A 17,909-nucleotide genomic window follows, 5' to 3' on the forward strand; every position below is an offset into this window, starting at 1 on the left:
GTTCCCCGGCGAAGGCCGGGGCCCAGCAGTGCCCGTGATGCAATGAACGCCGCCGGCTATGTCTACATCATGGCAAGTCGGCGGAACGGGACGATTTATACCGGTGTGACGAGTGATCTGGTGAGACGGGTCACTCAGCATCGGACAGGAGAGATCAAGGGCTTCACCACCAAATATGGCTGCAAGCTGCTGGTTTGGTACGAAGCCCATGACGATCTTCAGAGCGCGCGGCAGCGCGAACTGCGGATCAAGGAATGGAAGCGTCAGTGGAAACTGCGCCTCATTGAAGAGATAAACCCGGACTGGAACGATCTGTTCGAGTCCATCTGTCAGAACTGGACCCCGGCCTTCGCCGGGGAACAAGGAAGCGAAGCGAGCCCATGAGCATCCTCGTCGACAAGAACACCAAGGTCATCACGCAGGGCATGACCGGCGCGACCGGCACCTTCCACACCGAACAGGCGCTGGCCTATGGCACGCAGATGGTCGGTGGCGTGACGCCGGGCAAAGGCGGCACCAGCCACATCGGCCTGCCGGTGTTCGACACGGTGGAAGAAGCCGTGGCCAAGACCGGCGCCACCGCGAGCGTCATCTACGTGCCGCCGCCATTCGCCGCCGATTCGATCCTGGAAGCGATCGACGCGGAAGTCCCGCTGATCGTCACGATCACGGAAGGCATTCCGGTGCTCGACATGGTGCGCGTGAAGCGTGCGCTCTCGGGCAGCAAGTCGCGCCTCATCGGCCCGAACTGCCCCGGCGTGCTGACGCCCGACGAGTGCAAGATCGGCATCATGCCCGGCTCCATCTTCCGCAAGGGCAGCGTGGGCGTGGTCTCGCGCTCGGGCACGCTGACCTATGAGGCGGTGTTCCAGACCTCCAATGCCGGCCTTGGCCAGACGACTGCCGTCGGCATCGGCGGCGATCCGGTCAACGGCACCAACTTCATCGACGTGCTGGAGCTGTTCCTCGCCGACGAGGCGACGCAGAGCATCATCATGATCGGCGAGATCGGCGGCGATGCCGAGGAGCAGGCCGCGCAGTTCCTGATCGATGAGGCCAAGAAGGGCCGCAAGAAGCCGATGGCCGGCTTCATCGCGGGCCGCACGGCGCCTCCGGGCCGCCGCATGGGCCATGCCGGTGCGATCGTCTCCGGCGGCAAGGGCGATGCGGAAAGCAAGATCGCGGCGATGGAAGCAGCGGGCATCAAGGTTGCGGCCAGCCCTTCGGAGCTGGGCACGACGCTGCTTGAGGTGCTCAAGGCGTAGGTGGTTAACAGCCGCTTCACCCGGGACGCCTTAAAAGATCGGTCCGGGATGGCGGCACAGGCGTCTTCCGCCCGGCGGAGAGAGGCAAGGATCGAACCGATGGGTTACGAGAATCAGGAATTCAGCGGCGCGCAAGAGGCCGAACAAGGGCCGAGCTGGGCGCGCAAGGGCTGGCCGCTCGACAGCACGGACGATCTGACCGCCGCGCTCGACCCCACGCAGATGCAGGTGGCGATCAAGGCCGCCGCCGCCAAGAGCGGTGCGCCCGCCTCGCAGGCCGATGTCGCCAAGGCAGCCGCCGATTCGATCCGCGCGATGATGCTCATCCGCACCTATCGGGTGCGCGGCCATCTGGCGGCCAATCTCGATCCGCTCGGCCTCAGCCAGCGCGACCTGCCGGCCGATCTGACGCCCGAATATCATGGCTTCTCCGGTGCGGAGCAGGACCGCAAGGTCTATGTCGGCGGCGCGCTCGGCCTTGAGTGGACGACGATCCGCGAGCTGGTGGACATTCTGCGCGCCAATTACTGCGGCAATGTCGGCCTGGAATATATGCACATCTCCGATGTGGAGGAGCGCCGCTTCCTGCAGGACCGCATGGAAGGCAAGGACAAGGAAATCATCTTCACGCCCGAGGGCAAGAAGGCGATCCTCGCCAAGGTCATCCAGGCCGAGCAATATGAGAAGTTCCTGGGCCGCAAATATGTCGGCACCAAGCGCTTCGGCCTCGATGGCGGCGAGTCCATGATTCCGGCGCTGGAAGCCGTCATCAAATATGGCGGCCAATTGGGCGTGCGCGAGATCGTGTACGGCATGGCCCATCGTGGCCGCCTCAATGTGCTGGCCAATGTGATGGCCAAGGGCTTCCGCGTGATCTTCCACGAGTTCTCGGGCGGCACTGCCAATCCCGAGGATGTCGGCGGCTCCGGCGACGTGAAATACCATCTCGGCACATCGACCGACCGTGATTTCGACGGCATCAATGTCCACATGTCGCTGGTGCCCAACCCCTCGCACCTGGAGACGGTCGACCCGATCGTGCTCGGCAAGGTGCGCGCGCAGCAGCTGTTCCGCGACGATATCGGCCCCGGCAAGCACAAGCAGGTGCTGCCCGTGCTCATCCATGGCGATGCGGCCTTCGCCGGCCAGGGCATTGTGTGGGAGTGCTTCGGCTTCTCCGGCGTGCGCGGCTACAATACCGGCGGCTGCATCCACTTCGTCGTCAACAACCAGATCGGCTTCACCACCAGCCCGCAATTCTCGCGCGGCTCGCCTTATCCGAGCGATGTCGCCAAGGGCGTGCAGGCGCCGATCATCCATGTGAATGGCGATGATCCCGAGGCGGTGACCTTCGCCTGCAAGCTGGCGATCGAATATCGCCAGACCTTCCATCGCGACATCGTGATCGACATGTGGTGCTACCGCCGCTTCGGCCACAATGAGGGCGACGAGCCGAGCTTCACCCAGCCGCTCATGTATGCGCGCATCAAGCAGCATCCGCCGGTGAGCGAGGTCTACGCCTCGCGCCTGCGCGAAGAGGGCGTGGTGGACGATTCGTTCCTGTCCGCGCAGGTCGAGGGCTTCGTCGATCATCTCGAGGAAGAATTTGAATCGGCCAAGACCTACAAGGCCAATCATGCCGACTGGTTTGCCGGTCGCTGGTCGGGCCTGCATCAGCCCGCCGACATCGAAACCGCACGCAAGAATGTCGAAACTGCGGTGTCCCCCAAGCTGTTCGAGAGCCTGGGCCGCACGTTGACGACGGTGCCCGAGGGCGTGAACGTCCACCGCACCTTGCGGCGCGTGCTCGATGCCAAGGCGGAGATGTTCAAGACCGGCGAGAATTTCGACTGGGCAACGGGCGAGGCACTGGCCTTCGGCTCGCTGCTGTCGGAAGGCTATGGCGTGCGCCTGTCGGGTCAGGATTCGGGCCGCGGCACGTTCAGCCAGCGTCACGCCGTCTGGGTCGATCAGGACAGCGAGAAGAAGTACATCCCGCTTTCCACCGTGCCGCACGGCCACTTCGAGGTCTATGACAGCCCGCTCTCCGAATATGGCGTGCTGGGTTTTGAATATGGCTATGCCATGGCGGACCCCAAGAGCCTGGTGCTGTGGGAAGCGCAGTTCGGCGATTTCGCCAATGGCGCGCAGATCATCATCGATCAATATATCGCCTCGTCCGAGTCCAAGTGGCTGCGGGCCAACGGCCTCGTGCTGCTGCTGCCGCATGGCTATGAAGGGCAAGGGCCGGAGCACAGCTCCGCACGGCTCGAGCGCTTCCTGCAGCTCTGTGCGGAAGGCAATATCCAGATCGCCAACTGCACCACGCCGGCCAACTATTTCCACATCCTGCGCCGGCAGATGCTGCGCCCGTTCCGCAAGCCACTGATCATCTTCACGCCCAAGTCGCTGCTGCGGCACAAGCTGGCGGTGAGCAAGGCCGAGGATTTCCAGGGCGATCGCCACTTCATGCGCATCCTCTCCGACCCCACACCGGCGGCGGACGAGCAGACGCGCCGGCTGGTGCTGTGTTCCGGCAAGGTCGCCTACGACCTCATGGAAGCGCGCGATGCCGCCGGCGACAAGGACGTGCAGATCGTCCGCATCGAGCAGCTCTATCCCTTCCCGACCGAGGCGCTCGCCACGCGCCTCAAGCGCATGACCGCGCTGGAGGAAGTGGTGTGGTGTCAGGAGGAGCCGCGCAACAATGGTGCGTGGTTCTTCGTGGAGCCCTATATCGAGGAGGCGCTCGATCAGGCCGGCAAGGCGCCGATGCGCGCCCGCTACGCAGGTCGCAAGGCTTCGGCCTCGCCTGCCACCGGCCTTGCCCGCCGTCACCAGGCCGAGCAGGGTGCGCTCATCGCGGACGCGCTCGGTCACAATGTGCGCACCGAGATCAAGCGCCAGAAGAAAGCATAGTCCGCGCAGGCCGCGCCGGGCAGGAGGAAAGACATGGCCACTGAAGTGAAAGTGCCGACTCTGGGTGAATCCGTCACGGAAGCGACGGTGGGCCAGTGGCTGAAGAAGCCCGGCGACGCGGTGAAGGCCGATGAGCCGATCGCCAGCCTGGAGACCGACAAGGTTGCGGTGGAAGTCCCCGCGCCGGTTGCCGGCGTGCTGGGCGAGCTGCTGGTGAAGGAAGGCGACACCGTGAATGTCGGTGCCGTCATCGCCACCGTGCAGGAAGGCGCGGCTGCGGCCAGCAAGCCCGCACCGGCCAAGGCGGAAGCCGCTGCGCCGGCCCCGGCCAAGACCGAGGCAGCGCCTGCACCCACACCCACACCCGCGCCCGCGCAGGCCGCGCATGAAGGCGACAGCACGCTTGGCGCCATCACCCTCTCGCCTGCCGTGCGCCGGCTGGTGCTCGAGCATGGCCTCGACCCCAGCAAGATCAAGGGCACGGGCAAGGACGGGCGCCTGACCAAGGACGACGTGATGGCCGCCATCGCCGATGGCAGCGCCGTCGCGAGCGAGTCCGCCGTGGCCGCCGCCGCGCCGGCACCGGCGACCGGCAGCGCCGGCCCGTCGCGCCATCAGGAGCGCGTGAAGATGACGCGCCTGCGCCAGACTGTCGCGCGGCGCCTCAAGGAAGCGCAGAACAACGCCGCCATTCTGACCACGTTCAACGATGTGGACATGAGCGCCGTCATCGCGGCGCGCGCCAAGTACAAGGATCTGTTCGAGAAGAAGCACGGCGTGCGCCTGGGCTTCATGGGCTTCTTCGTGAAGGCCGCATGCATGGCGCTCAAGGACATCCCCGGCGTCAATGCGCAGATCGAGGGCGACGAGATCGTCTACAATGATTTCTGCGACATCTCGGTCGCGGTGTCGGCGCCCAATGGCCTCGTGGTGCCGGTCATCCGCAATGCCGAGACGATGAGCATCGCCGAGATCGAGAAGACCATCGCCGATTTCGGCAAGCGCGCCAAGGAAGGCACGCTGTCGATGGCGGACATGGCCGGCGGCACCTTCACCATCTCCAACGGCGGCGTGTTCGGCTCGCTCATGTCGACGCCGATCATCAACCCGCCCCAGTCCGGCGTGCTCGGCCTGCACCGCATCGAGGAGCGCGCCGTGGTGGTCGACGGCCAGATCGTCGCGCGCCCGATGATGTATCTGGCGCTGAGCTACGATCACCGCATGGTCGATGGCCGCGAGGCCGTGACCTTCCTCGTCGCCCTCAAAAACGCCATCGAGGACCCGACCCGCCTGCTGATCGATTTGTGAGGTTTAGTGCTCCTGCGAAAGCAGGAGCCCAGGGCGGAGACGCGCGACGAAGCCGGGATATGTCTATATCATGGCCAGCGGGCCGAACGGGACGATCTATACGGGTGTGACGAGCGACCTGGCTGGACGGACCTATCAGCACCGCAACGCCCTGATCGACGGGTTCACGAAAGAGCATCGCTGCACACACCTTGTCTGGTTCGAGCAGCATGACGATCTTCAGGAAGCGCGGGCGCGCGAACTGCGGATCAAGAAATGGAAACGACGCTGGAAGATTGAGTTGATCGAACAGGATAATCCGCAATGGCAGGATCTGTTCGACCGTTTGTTCTGAGCCGCCCTGGGCTCCTGCGTTCGCAGGAGCACTGGAAGGAGATATGAGTAATGGCAGACCAGTTCGACTATGACGTTCTCGTAATCGGCGCCGGGCCGGGCGGTTATGTGGCGGCGATCCGCGCCGCGCAGCTTGGGCTGAAGACCGCCTGCGCGGAAAGCCGGGAGACGCTGGGCGGCACCTGCCTCAATGTCGGCTGCATTCCCTCCAAGACGCTGCTGCACGCCTCGCACCTGTTCCATGAGGCCAAGGATGGCGTGCTGGCCAAGCACGGCATCAAGCTCGGCTCGGTATCGCTCGATCTGCCGGCGATGCTGGCGGACAAGGATGCGGCGGTGAAGGGCCTCACCGGCGGCATCGAGTTCCTGTTCAAGAAGAACAAGGTTGAATGGCTCAAGGGGCTCGCCAACTTCAAGGACGCGCACAGCGTCGAGGTGGCCGGCAAGACGGTGACCGCCAAGAACATCGTCATTGCCACCGGCTCCAGCGTAACGCCGCTGCCCGGTGTCGAGATCGACAATGACAAGGGCGTGGTGGTCGATTCCACCGGCGCGCTGGCGCTCAAGAAGGTGCCGGATCATCTGGTGGTGATCGGCGGCGGCGTCATCGGCCTCGAACTGGGTTCGGTCTGGGGTCGCCTGGGCGCCAAGGTCACCGTGATCGAATATCTCGACCAGATCCTGCCCGGCATGGACGGCGAGGTGCGCAAGGAAGCCGCCAAGCTGTTCGCCAAGCAGGGTTTCGAGATCCGCACCGGCACCAAGGTGACCGGCGTTGCCGTCAAGGGCGGCAAGGCCAGCGTGACGGTCGAGCCGGCTGCTGGTGGCACCGCCGAGACGATCGAGGCCGATACGGTGCTGGTCGCCATCGGCCGCCGCCCGAACACGCAGGGCCTCGGCCTCGACAAGATCGGGCTGGAGCTGAACCAGCGCGGCCAGATCGAGACCGGTCCCGATTTCTCCACCAAGGTCGATGGCGTGTGGGCCGTTGGCGACGTGATTCCCGGCCCCATGCTCGCGCACAAGGCCGAGGATGAAGGCATTGCCGTCGCCGAGAACATCGCCGGCATGACCGGCATCGTCAATCATGACGTCATCCCCAGCGTCGTCTATACCAGCCCGGAGATCGCCGGTGTCGGCCTCACCGAGGAAGCCGCCCGCGAGAAGGGCGAGGTCAAGGTCGGCAAGTTCCCGATGATGGCGAACAGCCGCGCCAAGGCGATCAGCGCCACCGACGGCTTCGTGAAGGTGATCGCCGATGCCGAGACCGACCGGGTGCTGGGCGTGTGGATCGTCGCCGATCCCGCCGGCACGATGATCGCCCAGGCCGCGCAGGCCATGGAGTTCGGCGCGACGTCAGAGGACATCGCCTACACCTGCCACGCCCATCCGACGCACAATGAGTCGGTGAAGGAAGCCGCGATGGCAGTGCTCGGCAAGCCCATCCACATGTGACTTGGCGCCCTGACCGGCCTGTCCGGTCAGGAGCTTCCCCTTTGCCCGCGTGTAAGCTTGTTCGCCAGCGAAGCTGAATGCTGGCGGAAGATTCGCGCACGTCTGGCGCCGCGCTGACGAGTCTTCCGCGGCTGAACCAGCCCCCCTACTGCATCCCCGATGGCAGGATCGACGGCGATTCCCGTTGCGGCTGGGGCTGCGCGGGCGGTGCCTGACGCTGCTGCTGCGGCGGGCGTTGCTGGCCTGGCTGGGCGGGTGCCGGGCGCGCCGGGCGTTCATCGCGGCCGAGCACTTCGTCGATCCAGCGCTGGTCGATCCGGCGCGGCGCTTCGGTGCCGCTGGTGTCGCCCGGTGTCGCGCCTTCGGCACCGCTGCTCTGGCCCTCGGCGGGCGGCAGGGGCAGGCCATTCTCGTCCACCATCATGCCATTGTCGGGCGAACCATAGGCCTCTTCGTCCGGTTCGAGCTGCCATTCGGGCAGCACCACCTCGGTCTCGAAATTCTCGACCGGGCGATTGGCCACGGCGGTGCGCATATAGGCCGCGAAGGCCCGTGCGGGCGCGCGCCCGCCGGCCAGGCCGCCCACGGTGCGATTATCATCGCGGCCCATCCACACGCCGGTGGTGAGGCCGCTGGAGAAGCCGACGAACCAGCCATCCTTGTTGCTGGTGGTCGTGCCGGTCTTGCCCGCAACCGGCCGGCCGATCTGCGCGGCGCGGCCCGTGCCGGTGTTCACCGCCGTCTGCATCAGGTCAGTCATCCCCGCCGCAACCCAGGGCGCCACCAGCACGCGGCTGGTATCGTCCTCATGCTCATACAGCGTGGTGCCATCGGCCGTGGTCACCTTGAGGATGCCATAGGGCCGCACCGCCACGCCCTTGCGGGCAACGGAGGCAAAGGCCTGCGTCATGTCGATGAGGTGGACCTCGGACGTGCCGAGCACCATCGAGGGGTGCGTGTTGATCGTCGTGGAAATGCCGAACCGCCGCGCCATGTCGGCGACGGTCGAGAAGCCCACTTCCATGCCCAGCTTGGCGGCAATGGTGTTGATCGAATAGGCAAAGGCGGTGCGCACGTCGATCTCGCCGACATTGCGGCGATTGTCGTTGCGCGGCGACCAGCCGTTGATCGTCACCGGGCTGTCCACCACCCGCGTCTCGGGCGTGTAACCGGCTTCCAGCGCCGAGAGATAGACGAACAGCTTGAAGGCCGAGCCCGGCTGCCGCTGGGCAACGGTCGCGCGGTTATAGTTGGAGCTGACATAATCCAGCCCGCCAACCAGCGCCCGCACCGCGCCATCGCGGTCGAGGCTGACCAGCGCACCCTGCGCGCCGCCCGGCACATTGCCCTTGAGCGCCGCCACGGCGGCCCGCTGCATCCGGGGATCGAGCGTGGTGTAGACGTCGAGCGGCTGCTCGCGCTCGTCGATCAGCGTATCGAGCTGCGGCAGCACCCAGTCGGTGAAGTAGCGCACGCTGTCCTGCGCCTTCTCGGGCACCAGCCGCACGCTATCGAGATCGGCGGCGGCCCGCTCGGCGCTGGTAAGGTCGCCATTGGCCGCCATCACGTCCAGCACCACACGGGCGCGGCCGGCGGCAGCATCGGCATCGGCCGTGGGCGAATAATGCGAGGGCGCCTTCACCAGCCCGGCGATGATCGCCGCTTCCTCGAGGCTGAGCGTCGTCGCGGGGTGATTGAAGAACTTGCGGCTCGCGGCATCCACGCCATAGGCGCCACCGCCGAAATAGACCTTGTTGAGGTACAGCTCCAGAATCTGGGACTTGCTGAACTTGCGCTCCATCGCCAGCGCCAGGATCATCTCGCGCAGCTTTCGGCCGGCGGAATAGCTGTTGTTGAGGAAGATGTTGCGCGCCAGCTGCTGGGTGATGGTCGACGCGCCCTGCAACCGCCGCCCCTCGCCACGGCGGACATAGCCCACCCAGGCCGCACGGGCGACGCCGATCGGATCGACACCGGGGTGCATGTAGAAGCGCTTGTCTTCCACCGAGACCAAAGCGCGGGTCATCACCTCGGGAATCTGTGAATGGTTGAGCCAGCGCCCATAGCTCGGGCCGAGCGAGACGAGCACGGAGCCATCCGCGGCATGGACGCGGATCATCTGCCCATTGGGCGAGCTTTTGAGCGAGTCGAAGCTCGGCAGTGACTGCATCGCGATGACGACCGCAATCACCAGCGCGATCAGTCCGCCGATGGCGAGTGCGATGCCGACCTTGATCAGCCGGATGGTCCAGAGCCTGATCGAGCTCCCCGATTTTGCCTTGGCCATGCCTTGCCTTGTATCGCTCCGAACCGCTGCGTGCTGCAACTGTGCAGGACGCTACAAGCGTCCAGCGCCTTTACAAGCGCTGAATAGGATATCAATCGTCCTGTGCGGTGCCCTGCGGCTCGAAGTCCAGCGCGACGCTGTTCATGCAGTAGCGCAGGCCTTCCGGCCCCGGCCCATCAGGGAAGACATGGCCCAGATGCCCGTCGCAGCGCGCACAGCGCACCTCGACCCGGCGCATGCCGTGGCTCGTGTCGGTATATTCGCTGACCGCCTCATCTTCCAGCGGAGCGGTGAAGCTCGGCCAGCCTGAGCCGCTGTCATATTTATGGCCGCTGTCGAACAGCGGCAGGCCGCAACCGGCGCAATGATAGATGCCGGCATCCTTGAGCTTGTCATAGGCACCCGCAAAGGCGCGCTCGGTGCCATGCTCGCGCAGCACATGATATTGCTCGGGGGTCAGGCGCTCGCGCCACTCGGCATCGCTGAGGTTCATCTTATCCATGCACGGAATATCGGGTGCCTGCCCGGGCGCGTCAATGGCACCGGGTTTGAGGGCAGAAACGCTTTCGTCAGCCCTTCTTTCGTCATCCCGGACTTGATCCGGGATCCCGCTGCCTTGAAGATCGCTGGCCCAGACAGATTAAGAAACCGGAAGCGCGGAATGCCGCCATTTGCAGGCCGTCAGCGCTGAATGTCGATTGGCCCTAGCGCCCGCGTGCGCCGAGCCGTGCGACGTTGATCAACTCCTGCGCCAGCACCGTCTCGCCGATCTGGTGCGAAAGGCGGCTGGTCCGCTCGGCTTCGGCGAGGCGGTGAATGGCCTTGTCGAGCGCCTCCGCACTCCAGCGGCGCGCCACCTCCTCGTCGCCACGCCCGCCAAAGCGCGGCGCCTGTCCGCCCTGCGCCTGCGCAAAGCCGATGGCGCGTTGCAGGGTGAGGCGGGCAAGCCCCGCCAGCGAGCCGCCACTCTGGCGCAACCGGGCCATCTCATGCTCGGCGGCGCGGACATTGCCGGAGAGCACGACCATCGCCGCCTTGAAGAGCTGCTGGTCGCCCCCCTCCGCGCCCAGCGCATCCAACGCCTCGGGCGTCGCTGCCTTGGGCTCCTCGGGCGAGGCATCCAGATACAGCGCCAGCTTTTCGATCTCGCCAGCCAGCAGTCCCCGCTCGGCGCCGGTCAGCGCCACCAGCCGACGGGCGAGATCGCCCGGCAGTTCCAGACCCAGCTCGCGCGCCATGCTGACCGCCAGCGCATCGGCATTGCGGCCCTCCGGCGCATAGCTGACGATGGCGACCACCGCCTTGTCGCCCTCGCACAGCTTGAGCAGCTTGCTCGTCTTGCGCAGATTGCCCGCGATCATCACCACCGGATTGCCGGTCGCAGGCGCCTGCAGCAGGGCCTCGACGGCGGGCACGACTTCCTCACCCGCCGGCTGCACGCGCACCCAGCGCTTGTCCCCGAACATGGAGATGGCGGCGGCTTCATCCGGCAGGCGCGCCGGGTCACTGCGCAGCGTCGCCCCATCCAGGTCGATCCGCTCGGCGCCCGCCCCCATGGCCTTGCCGACGCGCGCCGACAGCGCTTCGCTGCCGGCTTCATCCGGCCCGTACAGCAGATAGAGGCGGATGTTCGGCGCGGGGTCGTCCAGCGCCTTGAGCGCGGCCTGATTGTCCGCCCGCAGGCTCATTCGCGCGCGGCGAGCGCCACGCTGGCCAGCACGCGGTCGGCGACGATCTCGGTCAGTCGCTCCAGCGCGCTATCCTCGGCCGCAACCGTCGCATATTCGCTGGAGGCGACATCGATGCCCGCGTCCCAACTTGACGTCTCGTCGAGCACGGTCTTGCCATCCTGCGTGTCGACCAGCTGATAGCGCGCGCGCAGGGTCCGGCGTTCGCGCGTCACCGTGTCGTCGGCGCGGACGCCCAGACCCTCGATGCGATCATCGAGCTGCACCTTGAGCAGAAAGCGCGGGGCGGCATCGCCCATGGCGGCCAGCCGGTCGTTGAGCGCATTGCGCATCAGCCAGCCGTTCTTGCCGGGGATCGGCTCCACCTGCACGCTCGCCAGCGCCTGCGCCGCAGCCCCGCTGCGCCCGCCCGCATACATGGGCTTCAACCCGCAGGCCGAGAGGCTGGCGGCAAGGGCGAGGCCCAGAACGAGGCGGGCCAAGGCGGGACGGGGGAAAGCGCTGGTCATCAGACGACCAGATTGACCAGACGATCCGGAACCACAATCACTTTCTTCGGCGCCCGGCCTTCCAGCTGCCGCGCGACATTGGGCGCGGCGAGCGCAAGGCTCTCCAGCGTGGCCTTGTCCGTGCCCTTGGCGACGGTGATCGTATCGCGCAGCTTGCCCATCACCTGAATGGCGATGGTCACTTCGTCATCGACCAGCAAGGCGGGATCGACAGACGGCCACATGGCGTCGGCGATCAGGCCCTCATGGCCCATCTCGGCCCAGGCTTCCTCGGCGATGTGGGGCGTCATCGGCGCCACAAGCAGCGTCAGCGCGCGAATCGCCTCGGCGCGGGTAGCGGACGGCGCCGCCTTCTCGATGGCATTGGCCAGCTCGTAGATCTTGGCGACACCCTTGTTGAAGGCCAGTGCCTCGATGTCCCTGGCGACGCCGTCGACCGTCTGGTGCAGCTTGCGCTTGAGGCCCAAGTCCTCGCTGCCGTCGCCGGTTTCGCCGACCTGCCCGAAGATCCGCCACAAGCGATTGACGAAGCGCCATGAGCCCTCGATGCCAGCCTCGCTCCACGGCAGGTCGCGTTCTGGCGGCGAGTCCGAGAGCATGAACCAGCGCACCGCATCCGCGCCATAGCGCTCGATGATCTCGTCCGGGTCCACGACATTCTTCTTGGACTTGGACATCTTGATGACGCGGCCGATCTCGACCGGCGCGCCATCGGCCAGCAGCGTCGCGCCCTCGGCGGTGCGCGTCACTTCGCTGGGCGCATAATAGAGCGGCGGCAGCCCTTCGCCCTGCTTGCGGGCATAGGTCTCATGCGTGACCATGCCCTGCGTGAACAGGCTCTCGAACGGCTCGGCAACGCTGATCTTGCCGATATGGGCCAGCGCGCGCGTCCAGAAGCGGGCGTAGAGCAGATGCAGGATCGCATGCTCGATACCGCCGATATACTGGCCGACCGGCAGCCAGCTCTCGGCCTCGGCGCGGTCGAACGGCTGGTCATCGGGCTGGCTGGCGAAGCGGATGAAGTACCAGCTCGAATCCACGAAGGTATCGAGCGTGTCGGTCTCGCGCACCGCAGCCTTGCCGCATTTGGGGCAATCGACATGCTTCCACGTCGGGTGCCGGTCGAGCGGATTGCCGGGCACATCGAAGCTCACATCCTCGGGCAGCACCACCGGCAGTTGCGCCTTGGGAACCGGCACCACGCCGCAGTCCGCGCAATGGATGAACGGGATCGGCGTGCCCCAGTAACGCTGGCGCGAAACGCCCCAGTCGCGCAGGCGCCACACCGTCGTGCCCTTGCCCCAGCCCTCGGCCTCGGCGCGGCGGATGACTTCGGCCTTGGCCTCTTCCACCGCCATGCCGTCGAGGAAGCGCGAGTTCACGAGGCGACCGGGGCCAGTATAGGCCTCGTCATGGATCGGCGCCTGCTCCTCGCCCTGCGGCGCGACGACGCGCTCGACCGGCAGCATATATTTGCGCGCGAAGTCGAGGTCGCGCTGGTCGTGCGCCGGGCAGCCGAAGACGGCGCCCGTGCCATAATCCATCAACACGAAATTGGCGACGAACAGGGGCAGCTTCCAGTCCGGATCGAGCGGATGGACGACGCTCAGGCCCGTGTCGAAGCCCTTTTTCTCCTGCGTCTCCAGGTCAGCCGCGGCGGTGCCCGACCGGCGGCATTCCTCGGCGAACGCGGCGAGATCGGCATTGTCCTGAGCGAGCGCCAGCGCAATCGGATGATCGGCGGCAATCGCCGCGAAGCTCGCGCCGAACAGCGTGTCCGGCCGCGTGGAGAAGACCTCCAGCTCCTGGATCTCGCCAACCGGCGTTGCCAGCCGGAACCGGAACTGCATGCCTTGCGACTTGCCGATCCAGTTCTCCTGCATCAGGCGAACCTTCTCGGGCCACTTGTCCAGCGTGCCGAGACCGGCGAGCAGGTCGTCGGCGAAGTCAGTGATGCGCAGGAACCACTGGTTGAGCTTGCGCTTCTCCACCAGCGCGCCCGAGCGCCAGCCGCGCCCGTCGATCACCTGCTCATTGGCGAGCACGGTCATGTCGACCGGGTCCCAGTTCACCGCGCTTTCCTTGCGATAGACCAGGCCGGCTTCATACAGGTCGATGAACAGCGCCTGTTCCTGGCCGTAATAATCCGGCTCGCAGGTCGCCAGCTCGCGGCTCCAGTCGAGCGCGAAGCCGAGGCGCTTCAATTGGGCCTTCATCGAGGCGATATTGTCGCGCGTCCAGCTGCCCGGATGGATCTTCTTTTCCATCGCGGCATTTTCGGCGGGCATGCCAAAGGCGTCCCAGCCCATCGGGTGCAGCACATCATGGCCCTGCATCCGGCGGAAGCGGGCCAGCACGTCACCCATGGAATAGTTGCGCACATGGCCGATGTGGATGCGCCCGGAGGGGTAGGGGAACATCTCCAGCACATAGCTTCTCGGCGCGCCCTGGCGGGTGCCGGCCTTGAAGCTCTCCCTGTCGTCCCACACGGCCTGCCAGCGGGCGTCAGCCTGCGCAGGGTTGAAGCGTCTGTCGCTCACTCTCGCCTCGTTCATCAATAGGGCCGGTCCGGCCCCGTGACGGGCGCCGAGGCCGGGCTTTGTCAGCCGCTGATCGCGCGGCGCCGCAGGTCGCGGGCACGCGTCAGGATGATTTCTTCAAGCTTCTGGGTCGTCGCCGCCTGCACCGGGGCGTCGATCCACTGGCCGTTCTGCAGCATCTGGCGGCTGGCCGCCACGCGCAGAGCATCGGCGCGCAGATCCTGGTCGAGGATCGTCACCGTCAGCTTCATGCGCTCGTTCGTCGCGGCGGGATTGATGTACCAGTCGGTCAGGATCACGCCGCCGTTGGAATCGGTCTGGAGCAGGGGCATGAAGGACAGCGTCTCGAGGCTGGCGCGCCAGAGATAGCCGTTGATGCCGATGCTGGTCACGCGCGAGGCGGCCAGATCGGCCTTGGGGCGATCCTTCCCGCCACCGCAGCCTGCCAGCAGCCCGCAGGAAAGCGCCAGCAGCAGGCCGCCCTTCAAAGTCTTGTGTCCGCTCAGAACCATGCGTTGCCTATCCCGTGATGTCCGGTGGTGACCGGGCTCCCTGTCGATCAGCCTCTATAGTGAGGCAGGGCGGCGGCACAAGTGGCGGATTGCGCGGGCTCTGCCGCTCGCGCCGCTGCCGGCATCGGCCCGGCGCAATTTCAGTTGCGGTGGGTTGATTTTTGCAACCGTGTTGAACAATGGTCGTTTCACGAAGGGATTATAAGGGGATAACCGGCTCGCCGGTGGCCACTGTGGAGAATCGGTCACGCTTTCCAGCGAATCGTCTCTGCTTCTGGTCCGCGCTATCCCCTCATGATATAAGAACACAGACCGGCCCTCAAAATGGAGTCGGCGCAGGGAGCGAACGGTGACGGTGAAGACGGGAAAGATCGCGTTGGCGGGGGCTTTGACAGCCGCCCTTTCGCTCGCCCTCACCCCGGCGCTTTCCGCTGTTCTCGGCGCAGAATCGAGGGGCCTGGATCAAAGCGGCGTGTCGCTGAAGATGCTAGGAAGCATCGGTTCGTTCACGCCGGTCACCCATGATGAGAAGCTGGCCAAGGCCTATGCCCAGGCCGCGCGCGAATCGCAGAGCAAGGGCTTCCGCTTCACGCCGACCAGCGGTTCGGCGGCCGGCAATCGCTCGCTGACCATTCTCGTCCGCACGCCCAACGCCATGGCCTCCGCGCTGGATGGCCGGTCCGAGCGGGTTCTGCCCAATCTCGGCGTCGCGCCTGTCGCATACCGGCTGGGCGTGACCAAGGGTCTCGCGCGGTTCACGCCGGGCACCCGCATCGAATCCTCCAGGCTTGACCCGATCATCGAGAAGTCGATCAGCGAGCCGGTCGCCAGCTTCACGCTGCGCCCGAAGCAGGATCGCTTCTCGGCGAATGTCCAGCTTGAGCACCGCGAAGTCGCGGCCGCCTCCCCGGCGGAAGATACGCCGGCCACGCTCGGCACCGAGCCCAGCTATGCCGTCGATCTGTCGAGCAGCTACTCGCTGACCCGCAACCTGAACCTGAAGGCTGGCGTGCGCTATGCCGGGCCGAACAACCGGCTCGCACCCACGGTGACGGATCAGGCGCAGGACAGCCAGGCCGTCTACGTCGGGACCACCTTCAAGTTCTAAGCCCGCTTGTGCGCTGACCTTTGGTTTGCGAGCGCGATGAGTCGCGTCCCCAAGCGTTGCGGTTCTTCCGTCTCGATGATTGACACAGCGGCGCCCCACAAGGCAGCACCGCGGTGCGGGCCGCCGAACGGCGCCGCAACGGGGAGAGGAACTATGCGCATAAATCAGATCGCCCATCATCGTCGCGATCACGCCGGGAAAAGCCGGCTCGGACGCACGACGGGCATCGTCGCCATGGTCCTCGGCCTGCTTCTCTCGGCCGCCCCCGCGCGGGCGGATTGGATCACCAGCTGGTCCGCCGCGCCGGTCCGCCCCCGCACGGATCTTGGCCCACTGATGGCGCCGAGAAGCTATAAGAATCAGACGCTGGTGCAGACGCTCCGCATCGCGGCCGGTGGCAAGGCACTGCGGCTGCGCCTCACCAATGCCTATGGCGAGAAGCCGCTGGAGATCGGCGGGGCGCGCATCGCCCTGCTCGATCCGCAAGGCGCCGAAGTACCGGGCTCGGCGCGGATGCTGCGCTTCGGCGGCGCGCCGACAGCCCGCATCCCGGCGCGCGCACCCTTGCTGAGCGACACAGTCGACATGCCCGTGCCGGACCTCGCCCGCCTCTCCGTGCAGATCTATGTGCCGGGCGATACCGGCCCCTGCACCTGCCATGAAAGCGGGCTGGATACGCTGCGCGTCTCGCCGCCCGGCAATTATCTCGGCAAGCCCTTCGAGCCTGTGCAGCAAGGTCCGCACCGCCCCTTCCTCGCCGCCGTGGAGGTCGATGCGCAGGACGGTGCCGGGACGATTGCCATGCTCGCCGATTCGATCACCGACGGCATCGGCTCCACGCCCGGCGCGAACCGGCGCTGGCCGGACTTCCTCGCCGCCCGTCTGCTGGCCGCGAATCCCGGCAAGTGGGGCATCGCCAATCAGGGCATCAGCGGCAATCGCGTGCTCAGCGATGGCTTTGGCGATAGCGCGCTGGCCCGGCTGGACCGCGACATTCTCGCCCTGCCCGGCATCCGCTATCTGATCGTGTTCGAGGGCGTGAACGATCTTGGCATCGCCTTTGGCGCCGAGCGCATGGCCCGGCAGGCCGGCCGGCCCAATGTCCTTGCAGATGGCACCAAGGTAACGCTGGAGACGATGCTGGAAGGCTATCGCCAGATCGCAGAGCGCGCACGGGCGCGCGGCATTACCGCGGTCGGCGCGACGATCGCCCCTTATAAGGGCGCGACCTACTGGACGCCGGAGGCCGAGACCGTGCGGCAAGGCATCAATGCCGCCATCCGCTCCGGCACGATCTTCGATGCCTGGCTGGATTTCGACGCAGCCTTTGCGGACCCCGCCAATCCGCAGCAGATGCGGCCCGGCTATCATATGGGCGACTTCCTGCACGGCACCGACGCGGGTTATGAGGCGCTGGCCGCGTCCATCGACCTCGCGCTGTTCAAATAGCGCCGCCGCGCGGACCACGTCTGGGCGTTAACCCGTCGATGGCCGCATAACCCACAGCCCCAAGGCGCCGCACCAAGGCGGCATGGTGCGGGTGGACCCCGCCAAGCGCGATCACCGGCAGAGTCGCCAGTCGTGCAAGCGCCGCAAAGCGCGCCGGGCCAAGCGGTCGCGCGCCGGGGTGCGAGCGCGTACGAAACAGCGGGGACAGCAGGACGACATCCGCACCGGCGCGCTGCGCCGCCCGCATTTCCTTATGGCCGTGCGCCGGCGCGCTATGCAGCCAGCGCGAGTCGCGCGGCCCCCGCGCCGGACCATGATGGCCATCTGCCCCCCAGTGCCGGGCCATGTCCGCATCGCCGGCCAGCAGAATGCGGCAATGGCGCTTGCGCGCTGCCCGCCGCACCTGATTGAACAAGGCCCGCCGTGCGATGGGGTCGAGGCGATAATGGCGCAGCACAATGGCCGAATGGCGCGGCAGACGCGCGATGGCGCGCAGCAGATCGTCCGTCGCAACGCGCTCGTCGCTCATCAGCCAC

The 17,909-nt window shown here is 66.3% G+C and carries 15 protein-coding genes; 8 read left to right on the forward strand and 7 right to left on the reverse strand.

The annotated features are described in order from the left end of the window. Nucleotides 1-42: 42 nt before the first annotated feature. The 6 genes from M2334_RS00155 to lpdA all read left to right on the forward strand — a co-directional run bounded on the left by M2334_RS00155 (nucleotide 43) and on the right by lpdA (nucleotide 7,280). A complete protein-coding gene (locus M2334_RS00155) occupies nucleotides 43-384 on the forward strand; it encodes a GIY-YIG nuclease family protein (RefSeq protein ID WP_264604512.1) in 342 nt (113 codons plus the stop codon). Continuing rightward, nucleotides 381-1,265 carry a succinate--CoA ligase subunit alpha gene (gene sucD / locus M2334_RS00160; RefSeq protein ID WP_181560935.1) on the forward strand — a complete coding sequence of 295 codons (885 nt, stop codon included), beginning with the start codon at nucleotides 381-383 and terminating at the stop codon, nucleotides 1,263-1,265. Before M2334_RS00155 ends, sucD begins: the two co-directional genes overlap by 4 nt. A gap of 99 nt (nucleotides 1,266-1,364) precedes the next feature. Next, nucleotides 1,365-4,184 carry a 2-oxoglutarate dehydrogenase E1 component gene (locus M2334_RS00165; protein WP_264576918.1) on the forward strand — a complete coding sequence of 940 codons (2,820 nt, stop codon included), beginning with the start codon at nucleotides 1,365-1,367 and terminating at the stop codon, nucleotides 4,182-4,184. A 33-nt stretch (nucleotides 4,185-4,217) separates the two neighbouring features. Further along, nucleotides 4,218-5,492, forward strand: a complete 1,275-nt coding sequence (gene odhB / locus M2334_RS00170) for a 2-oxoglutarate dehydrogenase complex dihydrolipoyllysine-residue succinyltransferase (protein ID WP_264593473.1) — start codon at nucleotides 4,218-4,220, stop codon at nucleotides 5,490-5,492. A gap of 67 nt (nucleotides 5,493-5,559) precedes the next feature. Then, complete coding sequence (locus tag M2334_RS00175) at nucleotides 5,560-5,826, forward strand: GIY-YIG nuclease family protein (RefSeq protein ID WP_264606007.1); 267 nt, start codon at nucleotides 5,560-5,562, stop codon at nucleotides 5,824-5,826. 50 nt (nucleotides 5,827-5,876) lie between these two features. After that, nucleotides 5,877-7,280 carry a dihydrolipoyl dehydrogenase gene (lpdA, locus tag M2334_RS00180; RefSeq protein WP_264593474.1) on the forward strand — a complete coding sequence of 468 codons (1,404 nt, stop codon included), beginning with the start codon at nucleotides 5,877-5,879 and terminating at the stop codon, nucleotides 7,278-7,280. 145 nt (nucleotides 7,281-7,425) lie between these two features. On the opposite strand, the gene M2334_RS00185 is transcribed toward lpdA, so the two are convergent. The 6 genes from M2334_RS00185 to M2334_RS00210 form a co-directional block, all read right to left on the reverse strand. After that, nucleotides 7,426-9,567 (reverse strand): transglycosylase domain-containing protein, encoded by a 2,142-nt coding sequence (locus tag M2334_RS00185; RefSeq protein ID WP_264604513.1) that lies wholly within the window; start codon nucleotides 9,565-9,567, stop codon nucleotides 7,426-7,428. 91 nt (nucleotides 9,568-9,658) lie between these two features. Then, complete coding sequence (gene msrB / locus M2334_RS00190) at nucleotides 9,659-10,069, reverse strand: peptide-methionine (R)-S-oxide reductase MsrB (protein WP_264572327.1); 411 nt, start codon at nucleotides 10,067-10,069, stop codon at nucleotides 9,659-9,661. 202 nt (nucleotides 10,070-10,271) lie between these two features. Beyond that, nucleotides 10,272-11,255, reverse strand: a complete 984-nt coding sequence (locus tag M2334_RS00195) for a DNA polymerase III subunit delta (protein WP_264604514.1) — start codon at nucleotides 11,253-11,255, stop codon at nucleotides 10,272-10,274. After that, nucleotides 11,252-11,764, reverse strand: coding sequence for an LPS assembly lipoprotein LptE (gene lptE / locus M2334_RS00200; protein WP_264604515.1), 513 nt, complete (start codon nucleotides 11,762-11,764; stop codon nucleotides 11,252-11,254). The genes M2334_RS00195 and lptE overlap by 4 nt, the downstream gene beginning before the upstream one ends. Continuing rightward, nucleotides 11,764-14,319 (reverse strand): leucine--tRNA ligase, encoded by a 2,556-nt coding sequence (leuS, locus tag M2334_RS00205; protein ID WP_413716420.1) that lies wholly within the window; start codon nucleotides 14,317-14,319, stop codon nucleotides 11,764-11,766. Before leuS ends, lptE begins: the two co-directional genes overlap by 1 nt. 47 nt (nucleotides 14,320-14,366) lie before the next feature. Continuing rightward, nucleotides 14,367-14,816 carry a DUF3576 domain-containing protein gene (locus tag M2334_RS00210; protein ID WP_264574095.1) on the reverse strand — a complete coding sequence of 150 codons (450 nt, stop codon included), beginning with the start codon at nucleotides 14,814-14,816 and terminating at the stop codon, nucleotides 14,367-14,369. 484 nt (nucleotides 14,817-15,300) lie between these two features. On the opposite strand from M2334_RS00210, the gene M2334_RS00215 reads away from it, so the two are divergent. Beyond that, nucleotides 15,301-15,924, forward strand: a complete 624-nt coding sequence (locus tag M2334_RS00215; protein ID WP_264604517.1) for a hypothetical protein — start codon at nucleotides 15,301-15,303, stop codon at nucleotides 15,922-15,924. Between the two features lie 153 nt (nucleotides 15,925-16,077). Continuing rightward, a complete protein-coding gene (locus M2334_RS00220; protein ID WP_264604518.1) occupies nucleotides 16,078-17,373 on the forward strand; it encodes an SGNH/GDSL hydrolase family protein in 1,296 nt (431 codons plus the stop codon). Here M2334_RS00220 and M2334_RS00225 read toward each other — a convergent pair. Continuing rightward, complete coding sequence (locus M2334_RS00225; protein WP_264604519.1) at nucleotides 17,366-17,902, reverse strand: thiamine phosphate synthase; 537 nt, start codon at nucleotides 17,900-17,902, stop codon at nucleotides 17,366-17,368. The genes M2334_RS00220 and M2334_RS00225 overlap by 8 nt on opposite strands. Nucleotides 17,903-17,909 lie beyond the last annotated feature (7 nt).

Origin of the sequence: Sphingobium sp. B11D3D, from assembly GCF_025961755.1 — a bacterium.
In the GTDB taxonomy this organism is placed as follows: Bacteria; Pseudomonadota; Alphaproteobacteria; order Sphingomonadales; family Sphingomonadaceae; genus Sphingobium.